At 67.0% G+C, this 15,697-nt stretch carries 15 protein-coding genes; 7 read left to right on the top strand and 8 right to left on the bottom strand.

From position 1 onward, the window contains the following. Positions 1-8 precede the first annotated feature (8 nt). The 3 genes from rpsR to rpsF all read right to left on the bottom strand — a co-directional run bounded on the left by rpsR (position 9) and on the right by rpsF (position 1,275). The gene (gene rpsR, locus OG485_RS22135; protein WP_003949403.1) at positions 9-245 is read right to left on the bottom strand and encodes a 30S ribosomal protein S18; all 237 of its coding nucleotides are present in this window, start codon (positions 243-245) and stop codon (positions 9-11) included. Positions 246-302: 57 nt separating this feature from the next. Next, entirely contained in the window at positions 303-911 is a 609-nt protein-coding gene (locus OG485_RS22140; RefSeq protein WP_328670234.1) for a single-stranded DNA-binding protein, read from the bottom strand. Positions 912-984: 73 nt separating this feature from the next. Then, positions 985-1,275, bottom strand: coding sequence for a 30S ribosomal protein S6 (rpsF, locus tag OG485_RS22145; protein WP_037615007.1), 291 nt, complete (start codon positions 1,273-1,275; stop codon positions 985-987). Positions 1,276-1,563: 288 nt separating this feature from the next. Here rpsF and OG485_RS22150 point away from each other — a divergent pair, with 288 nt between their 5' ends. The 3 genes from OG485_RS22150 to OG485_RS22160 all read left to right on the top strand — a co-directional run bounded on the left by OG485_RS22150 (position 1,564) and on the right by OG485_RS22160 (position 4,350). Further along, the gene (locus OG485_RS22150) at positions 1,564-1,875 is read left to right on the top strand and encodes a hypothetical protein (protein WP_328670242.1); all 312 of its coding nucleotides are present in this window, start codon (positions 1,564-1,566) and stop codon (positions 1,873-1,875) included. A gap of 163 nt (positions 1,876-2,038) precedes the next feature. Beyond that, positions 2,039-3,160 (top strand): peptidoglycan bridge formation glycyltransferase FemX, encoded by a 1,122-nt coding sequence (gene femX / locus OG485_RS22155; RefSeq protein WP_328450519.1) that lies wholly within the window; start codon positions 2,039-2,041, stop codon positions 3,158-3,160. A 158-nt stretch (positions 3,161-3,318) separates the two neighbouring features. Continuing rightward, positions 3,319-4,350, top strand: a complete 1,032-nt coding sequence (locus tag OG485_RS22160; RefSeq protein ID WP_328450517.1) for an alanine racemase — start codon at positions 3,319-3,321, stop codon at positions 4,348-4,350. Between the two features lie 90 nt (positions 4,351-4,440). On the opposite strand, the gene OG485_RS22165 is transcribed toward OG485_RS22160, so the two are convergent. From OG485_RS22165 to OG485_RS22180, 4 genes are all read right to left on the bottom strand, one after another. Then, positions 4,441-5,955, bottom strand: coding sequence for a glycosyltransferase family 87 protein (locus OG485_RS22165; protein WP_328670247.1), 1,515 nt, complete (start codon positions 5,953-5,955; stop codon positions 4,441-4,443). Positions 5,956-6,054: 99 nt separating this feature from the next. Beyond that, complete coding sequence (locus tag OG485_RS22170; RefSeq protein WP_328670249.1) at positions 6,055-6,417, bottom strand: hypothetical protein; 363 nt, start codon at positions 6,415-6,417, stop codon at positions 6,055-6,057. A 78-nt stretch (positions 6,418-6,495) separates the two neighbouring features. Next, the gene (locus OG485_RS22175; protein WP_328670252.1) at positions 6,496-6,876 is read right to left on the bottom strand and encodes a hypothetical protein; all 381 of its coding nucleotides are present in this window, start codon (positions 6,874-6,876) and stop codon (positions 6,496-6,498) included. Between the two features lie 267 nt (positions 6,877-7,143). Then, the gene (locus tag OG485_RS22180) at positions 7,144-9,879 is read right to left on the bottom strand and encodes a transglycosylase domain-containing protein (RefSeq protein WP_328670254.1); all 2,736 of its coding nucleotides are present in this window, start codon (positions 9,877-9,879) and stop codon (positions 7,144-7,146) included. 374 nt (positions 9,880-10,253) lie between these two features. On the opposite strand from OG485_RS22180, the gene OG485_RS22185 reads away from it, so the two are divergent. The 4 genes from OG485_RS22185 (at position 10,254) to OG485_RS22200 (ending at position 13,976) form a co-directional block, all read left to right on the top strand. Further along, a complete protein-coding gene (locus tag OG485_RS22185; RefSeq protein WP_328670256.1) occupies positions 10,254-10,937 on the top strand; it encodes a PadR family transcriptional regulator in 684 nt (227 codons plus the stop codon). Positions 10,938-10,980: 43 nt separating this feature from the next. Continuing rightward, positions 10,981-12,063, top strand: a complete 1,083-nt coding sequence (locus OG485_RS22190) for an inositol-3-phosphate synthase (protein WP_326786766.1) — start codon at positions 10,981-10,983, stop codon at positions 12,061-12,063. A gap of 78 nt (positions 12,064-12,141) precedes the next feature. Then, the gene (locus OG485_RS22195; protein WP_328670258.1) at positions 12,142-13,404 is read left to right on the top strand and encodes an MFS transporter; all 1,263 of its coding nucleotides are present in this window, start codon (positions 12,142-12,144) and stop codon (positions 13,402-13,404) included. A 113-nt stretch (positions 13,405-13,517) separates the two neighbouring features. After that, entirely contained in the window at positions 13,518-13,976 is a 459-nt protein-coding gene (locus OG485_RS22200) for an LppU/SCO3897 family protein (RefSeq protein ID WP_328670260.1), read from the top strand. A 102-nt stretch (positions 13,977-14,078) separates the two neighbouring features. Here the strand turns inward: OG485_RS22200 and OG485_RS22205 are convergent, their stop codons facing one another. Continuing rightward, a complete protein-coding gene (locus tag OG485_RS22205; RefSeq protein ID WP_328670262.1) occupies positions 14,079-15,545 on the bottom strand; it encodes a CCA tRNA nucleotidyltransferase in 1,467 nt (488 codons plus the stop codon). Between the last annotated feature and the right edge of the window lie 152 nt (positions 15,546-15,697).

The raw sequence follows: 15,697 nt of genomic DNA on the forward strand, positions 1-15,697 counted from the left end.
CCCTTCCTTTATCGCGCGGTGGACGTGTAGGGCAGCAGCGCCATCTCACGGCTGTTCTTCACAGCCGTGGCGACGTCACGCTGGTGCTGCGTGCAGTTGCCGGTCACGCGGCGGGCACGGATCTTGCCGCGGTCGGAAATGAACTTCCGCAGCATGTTCGTGTCCTTGTAGTCCACGTACGTGACCTTGTCCTTGCAGAACGCGCAGACCTTCTTCTTCGGCTTGCGCACAGGCGGCTTCGCCATGGTGTATCTCCTGTGTGATCAAGAAGTGGGAGTACGGCCCACCCTCGGCCCTGAGGCTTAGAAGGGGGGCTCGTCCGAGTAGCCGCCGCCGGAACCGCCGGAGCCGCCGGAGCTTCCGCCCCAACCGCCACCGCCGCCACCCTGGTTGCCACCGGCGGGAGCGCCGGTCGCCCAGGGGTCGTCGGCCGCAGCGCCGCCGCCCTGCGGAGCACCGCCGGAGCTTCCGCCCCAACCGCCGCCCTGCTGGCCGCCGGCCTGCTGGCCGCCACCGCCGCCGCCGTAACCACCCTGACCGCCGCGACCCGTGGTCTTGGTGACCTTGGCCGTGGCGTTCTTCAGGCTGGCGCCGACTTCCTCTACGTCCAGTTCGTAGACCGTGCGCTTGACGCCCTGGTTGTCCTCGTAGGACCGCTGCTTCAAGCGGCCCTGAACGATGACGCGCATGCCGCGCTGGAGCGACTCGGCGACGTTCTCCGCCGCCTGACGCCAGACCGAGCAGGTCAGGAACAGGCTCTCGCCGTCCTTCCACTCATTGGTCTGACGGTCGAAGGTGCGGGGAGTGGACGCGACACGGAACTTCGCGACCGCCGCACCGGAAGGGGTGAAGCGCAGCTCGGGGTCGTCGACAAGATTGCCGACGACCGTGATGACGGTCTCGCCTGCCATGGGGGAACCTCTCGGCGGGTTTGCTGCTGGCTGCTGGTGCTACTCGATGCCCGAGTTCAGCTGAGCTGGAAGCTCAGTGGGTCTCGGGACGGAGGACCTTGGTCCGGAGGACCGACTCGTTCAGGTTCATCTGGCGGTCGAGCTCCTTGACGACCGCAGGCTCGGCCTGCAGGTCGATGACCGAGTAGATGCCCTCGGGCTTCTTCTTGATCTCGTACGAGAGACGACGACGGCCCCAGGTGTCGACCTTCTCCACCTTTCCGGCGCCCTCACGGACGACGGAGAGGAAGTTCTCGATCAGGGGGGCGACAGCGCGCTCCTCCAGATCGGGGTCGAGGATGACCATCACTTCGTAGTGACGCATGTGGAACCCACCTCCTTTGGACTCAGCGGCCACGGTCGTTCCGTGGCAGGAGGGTTGTGATGCGTACGCAACGGTATCGGCCGCCACTGACAATCGGCCCGCCGATCGGTTGAACCGAGCGGCGAACCCTGTCGTGACCTGGCCATGAGCCTGGGCAGACACCGGTGCAGAGGGTACAGACTACCTGCACACCTGCTTCCGGTTGAAATCCGACCGGGTTGGCCGTCAATCTGTACACATCGGGTGTGTATGGCGCTACGATGCGCCGCCTTCCGCAGGAGGTGCCCTATGGCACAGGTAATGCGTCCCAGCACGACCGGCTCACTCTTCGCCACGGACGGCAAGCCCCATCCGCTCCAGGACACTCTGCTCGCGGTGACCCTGGTGTTCGGAGTCCTCGCCTTCGTCACGTCGATGTTCCACAGCCTCCACCTGCTCAGCTCGTGGGCCGGCCTGATCGGGATCCTCACCGGCGCCTACGGTCAGTTCATCTCCGAGACGACCCGGGAGCGCTTCGGCCTGATCGTCGGACTCGGTCTCTCGGGCGTCGGTTTCTATCTCGGCCTGGCCCACGGCGGCCTCTTCGGCGGTGTGATCTGAGTCGAACGTCCGTTTTCCCCTGGCCTCGGGACGCTTCGCACCGCACCCCCGGGGCCAAGGTTCCATACGGCCATTCGGGGCGCTCGCAGGGCGCAGTAGGCTTCGGCGCGAGAGCCGGAGCCCTTGTACCCATGGGGACACACCAGCCCGAGGAGCGCCCCGAATGAGCCTGACCCTGAGGACCATCAGCCGAGAGCAGCATCTGGCATACATCCAGAGCCTGCCCGCGGCCAGCCACATGCAGGTCCCCGCATGGGCGGACGTGAAGGCCGAGTGGCGCTCAGAGAGCCTCGGATGGTTCGACGACAAGACCGGCCAGATGGTCGGCGCGGGCCTGGTGCTGTACCGCCAGCTGCCCAAGATCAAGCGGTACCTCGCCTACCTGCCCGAGGGCCCGGTCATCAACTGGTTCGCGCCGAACCTCGACGACTGGCTCCAGCCGATGCTCGCGCACCTCAAGCACCAGGGCGCCTTCTCCGTGAAGATGGGCCCGCCGGTGATCATCCGGCGCTGGGAGGCCACGTCCATCAAGGGCGGCATCCAGAACCCGGACGTGAAGCGCCTGCGCGACATCGAGGCCGACTTCATCGAGCCGCGCGCCTTCGAGGTCGCCGACAAGCTGCGCCGTATGGGCTGGCAGCAGGGCGAGGACGGCGGTGCCGGCTTCGGCGACGTCCAGCCCCGCTACGTCTTCCAGGTGCCGCTGGCCAATCGTTCCCTCGAAGAGGTCCACAGGAACTTCAACCAGCTGTGGCGCCGCAACATCAAGAAGGCCGAGAAGGCGGGCGTCGAGGTCGTCCAGGGCGGTTACCAGGACCTGGAGGAGTGGCAGCGGCTCTACGAGATCACCGCGATCCGCGACCACTTCCGGCCCCGCCCCCTCTCGTACTTCCAGCGCATGTGGACGGCCCTCAACACCGAGGACCCCAACCGCATGCGGCTCTACTTCGCGCGTCACAACGGGGTGAACCTCTCGGCCGCGACGATGCTCGTCGTCGGCGGACACGTCTGGTACTCCTACGGCGCCTCGGACAACATCGGGCGCGAGGTCCGGCCCTCGAACGCGATGCAGTGGCGCATGCTGCGCGACGCATACGCCCTGGGAGCCACGGTCTACGACCTGCGCGGCATCTCCGACTCGCTGGACGAGACCGATCACCTCTTCGGTCTGATCCAGTTCAAGGTGGGCACGGGCGGAGAGGCCGCCGAGTACCTCGGCGAGTGGGACTTCCCGCTCAACAAGCTGCTCCACAAGGCTCTCGACATGTACATGTCCCGCCGCTGAGCCGTCCGGAACCGCGTCCTGGGCCGCCGATCCGCCCCGAATCGCATCCCGGGCCGCCGAACCGGCCCGGGACAGCCCCATCGGCCCGGCGAATCAGCGACAATTCCTTTTCATACCTCTGATACACGGCAGTCACGAGAAAGGTTCCGGGACCGGCCATGGCGCTCACTCTCTACGTCGACACCGCGCGCTGGCGGGCACACCACAAGCAGGTGTCCGAGCAGTTTCCGGGGCTCGTCCCCGTCTGCAAGGGCAACGGCTACGGCTTCGGCCACGAACGGCTCGCGGACGAGGCCACCCGCCTGGGCTCGGACATCCTCGCCGTCGGCACCACGTACGAGGCCGCCCGGATCAAGGACTGGTTCGGCGGCGATCTGCTGGTCCTGACGCCGTTCAGGCGCGGCGAGGAGCCCGTACCGCTGCCCGACCGCGTCATCCGCTCCGTGTCGTCCATCGACGGCGTGTACGGCCTCGTGGGCGCCCGCGTCGTCATCGAGGTGATGTCCTCGATGAAGCGGCACGGCGTGAGCGAGGAGGATCTGCCGCATCTGCACTCCGCCATCGAGAACGTCCGGCTGGAAGGCTTCGCGATCCACCTGCCGCTGGACCGCACCGACGGCTCGGACGCCGTCGAGGAGGTCATCGGCTGGATGGACCGCCTCCGCGCGGCCCGGCTGCCCCTGCACACGATGTTCGTCAGCCACCTCAAGGCCGAGGAACTCGCACGGCTGCAGCGGCAGTTCCCGCAGACCCACTTCCGCGCCCGCATCGGGACGCGGCTGTGGCTGGGGGACCACGAGGCCACGGAGTACCGCGGAGCCGTCCTGGACGTCACGCGCGTCTCCAAGGGCGACCGCTTCGGCTACCGGCAGCAGAAGGCCGCCTCGGACGGCTGGCTCGTGGTCGTGGCGGGCGGTACCTCGCACGGGGTGGGCCTGGAGGCCCCCAAGGCCCTGCACGGCGTCATGCCGCGCGCCAAGGGCGTCGCACGCGCCGGCCTCGCGACGGTCAACCGGAACCTTTCTCCGTTCGTCTGGGCGGGCAAGCAGCGCTGGTTCGCCGAGCCCCCGCACATGCAGGTCTCGATCCTCTTCGTGCCGCACGACGCGTCGGAGCCGAAGGTGGGCGACGAACTGGTGGCCCATCTGCGGCACACCACCACGCAGTTCGACCGCGTCGTCGAGCGCTGACCCCGGTCCGGGGCGCGCCCCGGACCGACGAAAGGCCGTACACGGACACCGTGTACGGCCTTTCGCGTGGCCCTTCCCCGCCCCGTTCGCTCAGAGCGAACGGTCTCCGGGTGCCGCGTCCTCACGCCAGTCGGCCTGGGGGACCGCGTCGAAGTGCGCCGCGTGCCGGGCCGGATGCGCGGCCGGGCCGAGTACGAAGACGTCCTCCGCGCCGTCGAGGATCCCGCCCGACGGGTCGTCGTCGCCCGGGCGCCGCACCACGTCGTGCTCCGGCAGGAAGATGTCCCGCACGACCACCGCGCACAGGTACAGCGTCCCCAGCAGGTGGACGGCGATGGCGACCTGGTACCCGTCGGTCGGCAGACCCTTGTGAGCGTCGCCGCTGGTCGTGTACGCGAGGTACATCCAGATGCCGATGAAGTACCCGGCCTCGCAGGCCTGCCAGATCAGGAAGTCCCGCCAGCGCGGCCGGGCCAGCGCGGCGAGGGGGACCAGCCAGAGCACGTACTGCGGCGAGTAGACCTTGTTCGTGAGGATGAAGGCCGCGACGATCAGGAAGGCGAGCTGGGCGAAGCGGGGGCGGCGGGGGGCCATGAGCGTGACGGCGCTCAGCCCCGCACAGATGATCACCATCAGGACCAGCGCCCAGGTGTTGGCCGTGTCGGGCGTGATCGCGATCTTCAGCCACTGCGAGAGGAACAGGAAGACCGAACCGAAGTCGACGCCGCGGTCGTGGCTGAAGCTGTAGAACTTCGCCCACCCCTCGGGCGCGAGGTACATGACGGGAAGGTTCACGGCCAGCCAGGCACCGACGGCACCGAGCAGCGCCGTACCGAACTCGCGCCACCTGCCGGTGCGCCAGCACAGCAGGAAGAGCGGCCCGAGGACCAGGAACGGGTAGAACTTGGCGGCGGTGGCGAGCCCGATGAGGACACCGAAGGCCAGGACGCGCCCGCGGGACCACATGAGCATCGCGGCGGCCAGCAGGGCCACGGCGAGGAGATCCCAGTTGATCGTGGCCGTGAGCGCGAAGGCGGGCGCCAGGGCGACCAGGAGGCCGTCCCAGGGGCGACGGCGGTGGGTGCGCGCGGTGCATACGGCGATGACGGCCGCGCACGCCATCAGCATCCCTGCGTTGACCATCCAGTAGATCTGTTCCTGGTGCTGGATGCTCCCGCCGCCCGGGGTGAGCCAGGCCGCGACCTCCATGAACACGCCGGTCAGCACCGGGTACTCGAGGTAGTCCATGTCGCCGGGGATCTTGTCGAAGTACGGCACGAGGCCGTCGGCGAAACCTCGCCCCTGATAGAGGTGCGGGATGTCCGAGTAGCACGCGTGCGTGTACTGCGAACTGGCGCCGAAGAACCAGCCGCCGTCGTAGCAGGGCAGCTTCTGGACCATACCGAGGGCGAACATGCCGATCATCACCAGCGCGACGACCCGCACGGGTGTCCACCAGGACGTCCCGAGCAGGGCCCGCCGCCCGATGGGGCCGCCGATCAGCTCACTGCCGCCGGCGGCGATCTCGTCATCCCTGGTCGGCCGCACCAGCTCCGGCTCGTGAACGCTCGCTCGCGTCGTCTCTGCACTGGGCATGCCGCACATCCTGCCGTACGTGCCTGAGAACGGAAGCAGGGACGACCCTTGAAGTCCGGCTCACGGACCCCGGCACGACTTGCCCGGGGGAACGTCACCTGCGGATCACTACAGCTTGTCGATCCACCGGTCCGGACACGGTTCCTGCGTACGGACGACGCCGAAGATCACGGAGTCGCCGAGCGGGCCCGCTTTCTGGAAGCAGACCTTCCAATCCTTCGGGGTGACGTGCTCGAGCTGGCCCTTGCCGTTGGCCTGGCTGAGGCCGTACCCGTAGTGGGCTGTCACGGCTGTGCCGATCGCGATGTACAGGCTCTTGCCCACCTGGCTGGGCAGCGGGACCGTGGGGCTGACAGCAGGGACCGCGGCAGTGGGTCCGGCTTCCGTCGCACCGTCGCAGCCGGCCAGCGAGGCGACGCCCACGATGAGCGCCACGCAGGACATCGCTTTCCAGGCGGCTCCGTGGTTCATGACACGTCCTTCGTATGCTGTGGGCAGGCTCGGACGAGAGGCGCGGGCCCAGCTGGCCCGCGCCATCACGCATCCGGCTCAGGACGTAGCGCCCACCCAATAGCCGCAGCCGACGATCGTCAGATCACCGTACTCGCCGTAACAGGCGTTGTAGTCGACGTGGACGCCCTCGGCGATGTCCAGGTTCACATCACGTGTCGTGTCGACGCCACTGTGGTTCCAGTAGGTCAGGTGACGGCTGCCGTAGTTGATCTCCGAGACTGCGGAGTGGCCGTCCTTGTTGTTGTCCAGGATGTAGAGGTGCTCCCCGTCGTTCTCGAAGAACGTCCGCGAGCCACTCGAAGTAGCGCCCTCGTCCCAGCCGATCGAGCTCCAGTCAAAGGCGTAAGCGGCTGTGCCAACCAGCGTGAGGGCTGCCGCGATGGGCAGCACGACGAGAGAGCGCTTCAGTGCCCGCACAGGGAACATCCTTTCAAGAAGCCCCTCTCCGTCCAGAGGAACCACACCAGCCAGGGCGCGGCAGTGCCAGCGAACAGCAACAGAGGGGCGAACAATATTCGAACGCAAGTTTAAGATTCAGTAACTGGCTGAACAATCACTTTCAAGCCACTCTCTTGGCGTAGACACAACAAAGACTGCCGTCAGGTCAGCCGACAACGCGCACATGAAAACAGCTTCGCGCGTGCGCCCCAGGGGTGCGCACGCGCGAAGCCGGGTCGGCGAGTATCAGCCGGAGTCCCCGAAGAGACCTCCGCTGCCGTTGCTGTTACCTCTGCTGCTTCCGCTGGTGGAGCTCTCCGTGGGGGAAGCAGTCACACCCCCGTCGGTGCCACCGGCATCGGTTCCACCGGTATCGGTACCGCCCGTGTCGGTCCCACCAGAGTTGTTGCACGTGAAGTCGAACTTCTTGCAGGTCTCGGTCGCCGAGGGCGTGGGAGACGTCAGGGTCTCGCTGGGGGTCGGCGTCGGCGTCGGGCTCTCGGTCGCGCTCTCAGTGGCCGAGGGCGTCGGGCTCGGGCTCGGGGTGTCGTTGAGAATCACACCGATGTCCTCGGGCGTCGGGAAGACCTCCGCCTTCTCGCCCTTGAGCGCCACCTCCATGTAATCCCGCCAGATCTGGGACGGGAATGAAGCACCATGGATCGTCTTCTCGCCGCCTGTGCCGTACATCTGCAGGAACGGGCGATACTTCTTGGTCTCGTCGTCATCCAGGCGGTACATGCCGATCGCCGTGGACAGCTGCGGGGTGTAGCCGACGAACCAGGCGGACTTGTTGCCGTCGGTGGTACCGGTCTTGCCGGCCACCTCGCGACCCTGCAGCTGGGCGTTGGTACCGGTGCCCTTCTCGACCACGGTCTTCAGGACGTCGGTGACGTTGTCGGCGACCTTCGAGGTGAAGGCGGGCTTCGTGACGGTGTCGTGCCGGTAGACGTTGCCGTCCTCGTTGGTCACCTTCTCGACCGAGTAAGGGTCCCTCTGCTTGCCACTGGCCGCGAAGGTGGCGTACGCCCCGGCCATGCGGATCGCACTCGGGGAGGAGGTGCCCAAGGAGAACGAGGGGAACCGGGAGCTGGCGAGGCTCGACTCCTTGATGCCCGCGCGCAGGACGGCGTCCTTCACCTTGTCCAGGCCCACGTCCATACCCAACTGGACATAGGCGGAGTTGACGGACTCGCGCATGGCTTCACGGAGGTCGATCTGGTAGGAGGGGGGGTTGTAGGACCGCTGGCCGTCGTTCTGTTGCAGCCACTCCTTGCCCTTGTCGTCCGTCCAGTCGGTTTTGTTGTAGTCCTTGATCTTGAGCTTGTTCTTGCCGCTGTACAGGCTCTTCGGCGAGACGACGGTGCGTTCGTCCTGCGCCTGCTCCTGGTCACCGTCGGGATTCCGCGCGCCCCAGGACATGGCGGCCGCCAGAACAAAGGGTTTGAACGTTGAACCCACCTGGGCGCCGGTCTGGTCGGCGTTGTCGGTGAAGTGCTTGGTGGCGTCCACACCCCCGTAGATGGCCACGATCGCACCGGTGTCCGGATCCACGGAGGCTCCACCGAACTGGACATATTTGTCCGTCTTCGGACGCAGCTTGGGCTTGATGTTGGCCTGCTGCACCTTCTTCACCGCAGCCTCGAGTGCCTTGACCTTCTTCTTGTCGAAGGTCGTGTGGATCTCATAGCCGCCCTGGCGCAGTTTGTCCTCGGTGATGCTGGTCTCGGCGCTGTTCCTGGTCAAGGAGGTGTTGGCGAGGTCGACCAGGTAACCGATCTGTCCACTCAGAGCAGCGTTCGACCGAGCCCGCTGAATCTTGGGGAACTCGGTGAACCGGCCCCGCTCCGCGGCAGTCAGACGCTTGTCCTTGACCTCTTCATCGAGAATCCACTTCCAGCGGTTCTCGGCGCGCTTGCGGTTGGCCGGTGGAGTTGCGGCCGGGTCGACCGACTGCGCGCCTGCAGGGTCGTAGTACGTGGCGCCCTTGAGCACTGCTGCCAGGAACGCGCACTGACCCGCGTCCAGTTCCTGCGCGTCCTCATTGAAGTAGGCACGGGCCGCCGCCTGGATACCGTAGGCGTTGCGCCCGTAGTACGCGGAGTTCAGGTAGCCGGCCATGATGTCTTCCTTGGGCACCTTGGCCCCGACCTTGATCGAGACGAACAGCTCCTTGAGCTTGCGAGAGACCGTCTGCGACTGATCCTCCAGCATCGCGTTCTTCACGTACTGCTGGGTGATGGTGGAGCCACCCTGCGTCTGACCGCCCTTGGCCATGTTCACGAAGGCGCGGGCGATACCCATCGGGTCGACGCCGCTGTCGTTCTCGAACGTCTTGTTCTCGGCCGACATCACCGCCCACCGCATCTCCTTGGGGATCTCCGCGTAGCCGATGATCTGGCGGTTGGCCTCACCACCGGTGGCGACCATCTCGCTGCCGTCGGCCCAGTAGTAGACGTTGTTCTGCGCCTTGGCGGTCTTGCCGATGTCCGGGATGCCCACGAGGGCGTACGCGACACTGGCGGCCGCGACCATGCTGCCCAGGAAGCCGATGAACAGGCCCGACACGAGCTTCCAGGACGGCACCCAGCGCGCGGCGCCGTACCGGCCCGCGCGCGGGTAGTCGATGATGCGTTTCTTGGCAGGCTCGGGAGCGCGGCCTCGGCCGCGTCCGGGACCGCCCGGACCCGGGGGACCACCGCGTCGGCCGCCCCCTCCTCCGGGGCCGCCGCCGTGACCCGCGCCGTCGGCGGCTCTGCGCCGGCTTCCGCCGCTTCCGCGCTGCGTGGCACGCCGCGCGTCGGCACGGCTGCCGTACGGACTCTCTTCACCCCCCGGGCCGTATGCATCGGAAGGAGACCCGGTGGCGTCTCGCGGGGCATCGCGGCGGCCTGCGGACGGACCTGCCTGCGGCTGGCCGCGCCGGGCCGCGGCACGTCCGCCGCCCTGCGGCTGCGGCGGTTTGCGACGGTGCTCGCTCATCGAACGATTACTCCTCGGGCAGGCGCACCTTTGCGCGCCTGGAAACGGCGGCTGGTTTCCGGTCCCCCCGAAGTACGGATGTGGTCGATCGCGCATTCACCCGTACTGCACCAAAGACGTTGACGTACTCAGACGTCACTCGGTTCCCGGTGGTGTCCATCCCGCACAGACTACGCACCGCCAAAACCTACCTAGCACTGAAGTTCACCCCAAATCAGGCAACTTGCTTCGTATGAATCGGTGATGTGACGCCGTTCACTCCGCTCCCTCTTGTCGCATCCGCGGGGTCGTTCTATCGTGCTGATGTATCGAGTCGATACATCAGCGCGGCATAAAGACCGTGCCGACGGGACAGCGACAGGGAGGGGGCGACGATGAGCCGGCGTGCCGGGATCCTCGAGTTCGCCGTACTCGGCCTGCTCCGCGAGTCCCCGATGCACGGCTATGAGCTGCGCAAACGACTCAATACGTCACTGGGTGTGTTCCGTGCCTTCAGTTACGGAACGCTCTACCCGTGCCTCAAGACGCTGGTCGCCAACGGCTGGTTGATCGAGGAATCAGGATCCACACCCGAAGACGCCCTGTCGGCAACACTCGCGGGACGTCGCGCCAAGATCGTCTACCGATTGACGGCGGAAGGTAAGGATCACTTCGAGGAGCTTCTCGCGCAGACGGGTCCCGACGCGTACGAGGACGAGCACTTTGCGGCTCGCTTCGCGTTCTTCGGGCAGACGTCACGCGATGTACGCATGCGCGTACTGGAAGGTCGCCGCAGCCGTCTGGAGGAGCGCCTCGAGAAGATGCGCGCCTCACTGGCGCGCACCCGGGAGCGCCTCGACGACTACACGCTTGAGCTCCAGCGCCACGGAATGGAGTCCGTGGAGCGCGAAGTGCGCTGGCTGAACGAGCTCATCGAGAGCGAGCGGGCCGGACGGGACGTCAATCGTCCCGGTATGGATGGCTCCGCTCAGCAGGACAACACATCTGGAGAGACGGGCGGCCTGCCCCGGCACCGGGACAGCCCCCGGCCGGATCCGTCCGACGACACCGCCACGTGAGGCCCGTTCGGGGTTTCACCGATAGACACAGGGAGCAACCGGAATGGGTTCGGTTCGCGTAGCCATCGTCGGCGTGGGCAACTGCGCCGCCTCGCTGGTTCAGGGCGTCGAGTACTACAAGGACGCCGACCCGGCGGCCAAGGTGCCCGGCCTGATGCACGTCCAGTTCGGCGACTACCACGTCGGTGACGTCGAGTTCGTCGCCGCGTTCGACGTCGACGCGAAGAAGGTCGGCCTCGACCTCTCCGACGCCATCGGTGCCAGCGAGAACAACACCATCAAGATCTGCGACGTCCCGAACAAGGGCGTCACGGTCCAGCGCGGTCACACCCTGGACGGTCTCGGTAAGTACTACCGCATGACCATCGAGGAGTCCGCCGAGGCGCCGGTCGACATCGTCCAGATCCTCAAGGACAAGCAGGTCGACGTCCTCGTCTGCTACCTGCCCGTCGGTTCCGAGGCCGCGGCGAAGTTCTACGCCCAGTGCGCCATCGACGCCAAGGTCGCCTTCGTCAACGCGCTCCCGGTCTTCATCGCCGGCACCAAGGAGTGGGCGGACAAGTTCACCGAGGCGGGCGTCCCGATCGTCGGCGACGACATCAAGTCGCAGGTCGGCGCGACCATCACGCACCGTGTGATGGCGAAGCTGTTCGAGGACCGCGGTGTCCGTCTTGAGCGCACCATGCAGCTCAACGTCGGCGGCAACATGGACTTCAAGAACATGCTGGAGCGCGACCGCCTCGAGTCCAAGAAGATCTCGAAGACGCAGGCCGTCACCTCGCAGATCCCCGACCGTGAGCTGGGCGAGAAGAACGTCCACATCGGTCCCTCGGACTACGTGGCCTGGCTCGACGACCGCAAGTGGGCGTACGTCCGCCTCGAGGGCCGTGCCTTCGGCGACGTCCCGCTGAACCTGGAGTACAAGCTCGAGGTCTGGGACTCCCCGAACTCGGCCGGTGTCATCATCGACGCCGTGCGCGCCGCGAAGATCGCCAAGGACCGCGGTATCGGCGGCCCGATCCTCTCCGCGTCGAGCTACTTCATGAAGTCCCCGCCGGTCCAGTACTTCGACGACGAGGCCTTCGCCAACGTCGAGAAGTTCATCAAGGGCGAGGTCGAGCGCTAAAGCACGCCTGCGTGCTCGCTGTCGAGGGTCCCCGGGCTTACCGCCCGGGGACCTTCCTCGTATGTGAGGCTGTGCCCCATGGCCGTCGTGCGTGACCTGCGCGTCCTCCTGCGCTTCCAGGGATTCAGACGCCTGCTCGGTGTACGGCTGCTGTCCCAGGGCGCCGACGGCGTCTACCAGGTCGCGCTGGCCACCTACGTGGTCTTCTCGCCGGAAAAACAGACCTCGGCGGCCTCCATCGCCTCCGCCATGGCGGTGCTCCTTCTCCCGTACTCCCTCGTCGGTCCCTTCGCGGGCGTCCTGCTGGACCGCTGGCAGCGTCGGCAGGTCTTTCTGTACGGCAACCTGCTGCGCGCGGCACTGGCGTGCGTGACGGCTCTGCTGATGCTGAGCCCGGCGCCCGACTGGCTCTTCTACACCTCCGCGCTCTGTGTCACCGCCGTCAACCGCTTCGTCCTGGCCGGGCTGTCGGCCGCGCTGCCCCGTGTCGTCGACACGGGCCGTCTGGTGGTGGCCAACTCGCTCTCACCGACCGCGGGAACGCTCGCGGCCACCGTGGGCGCGGCTCTCGCGTTCGCCGTACGGCTGGTCGTCGCGGACTCCGACGCGGCGGTGGTCCTCGTGGGAGCGGCGCTGTACCTGTGCGCGGCCCTCGCCTCGCTGCGTATCGCCCCGGGGATCCTCGGGCCCGACCAGGAGCTTGTCCGGCCGTACGTGGGCACGGCCCTCGCCGGCACCGCGCGAGGCCTCGCCGGAGGCGTACGCCATCTCGCGGAGCTCCCACGGCGAGAGGCTGCCTGGGCTCTGACGGCGATGACCCTGATGCGCTTCTGCTACGGCGCCCTGACGGTCATGGTGCTGATGCTCTGCCGCTACGCGTGGGCGTCCGGCTCGGACGACGGGCTCGCGCTCCTGGGCCTGGCCGTGGGCGTCTCGGGGGCCGGCTTCTTCGTCGCTGCCGTGGCGACGCCCTGGGCGGCCGGGCGGCTGGGACCGGGCCGTTGGATCGCCGTCTGCGCCGGCACCGCCGCGGTCCTGGTACCCGCGCTGTGCCTCCTGTTCGCCCCCTCACCCACACTGGGCGCCGCCTTCATGTTGGGCCTGACCACACAGGGCGCGAAGATCGCCACGGACACCATCGTGCAGTCCGCCGTGGACGACGGTTTCCGCGGCAGGATCTTCTCGATCTACGACGTCCTGTTCAACGTCGCCTTCGTCGGAGCGGCCGCAGTGGCCGCGCTGATGCTGCCTTCTGACGGACGGTCCGTTTCCCTCGTCCTCACCGTAGCGGCGGTCTACGCATCAATTGCGGCTGCTATGGCCCGCTTTGAGATTCGGTAAGTGTCACATGAGGGACACAGAGCCACTTCTGACTACTGAGTTGTCACAGGGGCCCGATAACTTACGTGCGTCTTACGTTCGTGTCGCGCATCTATGTTCCAGGGGGAACTCCAGTGACAACTCCGCCGCCTCAGGGCCAGAACCCGTTCGCGCAGGGGCAGCCGCCGCAGGGCGAGAACCCGTTCGCGCAGGGGCAGCCGCCGCAGGGATACCCGCAGCAGCCGGGCGCCGGCTTCGCTCCGGTCCCGCCGCAGCGCCCGAAGCGCAGCATCAAGCAGTACCTGCGCGGCGGCGTCGTAGTCGTTGCCGTCATAGCCGCCGGCGTGGGTTACCTGGCGAGCCGGCACGACCCGGACACCGCCAAGGTCGGCGACTGCATGAGCATCAGCAACCCGGACAGCAGCACGGACCCGGGACTGAAGGTCGTGGACTGCGGCGACGCCAAGGCAAAGTTCAAGGTCGCCCAGAAGAAGTCCGACGACTCCGGCTGCGACCGCACCAAGTACGCCGAGTACACCGAGACGGGCAAGAACGACTTCACTCTCTGCCTGGAGGAGATCGCCTCCAAGTAGGACCCGCACAGACGCGAAGGGGCGGTGTTTCACGTGAAACACCGCCCCTTCGCGTGGCCGGCCCGTCATGTTTCACGTGAAACATGACGGGCCGGCCACCTCTCAGCCCTGCTCGGCCCACCACTCCTTGAGCGCCGTCACCGCGGCGTCATGCTCCATCGGCCCATTCTCCAGCCGCAGCTCCAGCAGGAACTTGTAGGCCTGGCCGATCGCGGGGCCGGGTCCGATCCCCAGGACCCCCATGATCTCGTTGCCGTCGAGGTCGGGACGGATCGCGTCGAGCTCTTCCTGCTCCTTCAGCTGGGCGATGCGCTCCTCCAGCCCGTCGTAGGCGCGGGAGAGGGCAGTCGCCTTGCGCTTGTTGCGCGTGGTGCAGTCGGAACGGGTCAGCTTGTGGAGGCGGTCGAGGAGCGGGCCCGCGTCACGCACATAGCGGCGAACCGCGGAGTCCGTCCACTCTCCGGTGCCGTACCCGTGGAAGCGCAGATGCAGCTCGACCAGACGGGACACGTCCTTGACGAGGTCGTTCGAGTATTTGAGCGCCGTCATCCGCTTCTTGGTCATCTTGGCGCCCACCATCTCGTGATGGTGGAAGGAGACCCGCCCGTCCTGCTCGAAGCGTCGCGTCCGCGGCTTGCCGATGTCGTGGAGCAGCGCGGCGAGCCTGAGCGTCAGATCGGGCCCGTTCTCCTCCAGCGCCATCGCCTGCTCCAGCACGATCAGCGTGTGCTCGTAGACGTCCTTGTGCCGGTGATGCTCGTCCCTCTCCAGTCGCAGGGCGGGAAGCTCGGGAAGCACGTGCTCGGCGAGCCCGGTGTCCACGAGCAGCGTCAGGCCCTTGCGCGGGTGGGCGGACTGAATCAGCTTGTTCAGTTCCTCCCGCACCCGCTCCGCGGAGACGATCTCGATACGCCCGGCCATGTCCGTCATGGCGGCAACCACCTCGGGCGCCACTTCGAAGTCGAGCTGCGCGGCGAACCGGGCGGCGCGCATCATCCGCAGCGGGTCGTCGGAGAAGGACGCTTCCGGGGTGCCCGGGGTACGCAGAACGCGAGCGGCGAGGTCGTCCAGACCGCCGTACGGGTCGATGAACTCCTTCTCCGGCAGCGCGACGGCCATCGCGTTCACCGTGAAGTCGCGACGCACGAGGTCTTCCTCGATGGAGTCGCCGTAGGAGACCTCCGGCTTGCGCGAGGTCCGGTCGTACGCCTCGGAGCGGTACGTCGTGATCTCGATCTGGAACGACTGCTCCGCATCGCCCACCCGGGCGTCCTTCTGCGCACCGACCGTGCCGAAGGCGATCCCGACCTCCCACAGGGCGTCCGCCCAGGGCCGGACGATCTTCAGCACGTCCTCGGGCCGGGCGTCCGTCGTGAAGTCCAGGTCATTGCCGAGCCGACCGAGGAGCGCGTCCCGGACCGAGCCGCCGACCAGGGCGAGCGAGAACCCGGCCTCCTGGAAACGGCGTGCAAGTTCGTCGGCGACAGGGGACACCCGCAGCAGTTCACTCACCGCGCGGCGCTGCACCTGGCTCAGGGCACTGGAATTGTCTTCGTTGGCGTTCGGCACAACAGAAAAGGGTACGTGGCCGAGGCGCCGGGAAGCGCCTGGATAAATCCCACACCTGTGCCCCACATCTTTTCGTGGGCAGAATACGCGTACATACAGGACAGTCGGCGCTCATCCCTGATCTTGTGGACCAGTCCGTGGCACTTACGCTC

The sequence above is a fragment of the Streptomyces sp. NBC_00328 genome (assembly GCF_036139655.1).
In the GTDB taxonomy this organism is placed as follows: Bacteria; Actinomycetota; Actinomycetes; order Streptomycetales; family Streptomycetaceae; genus Streptomyces.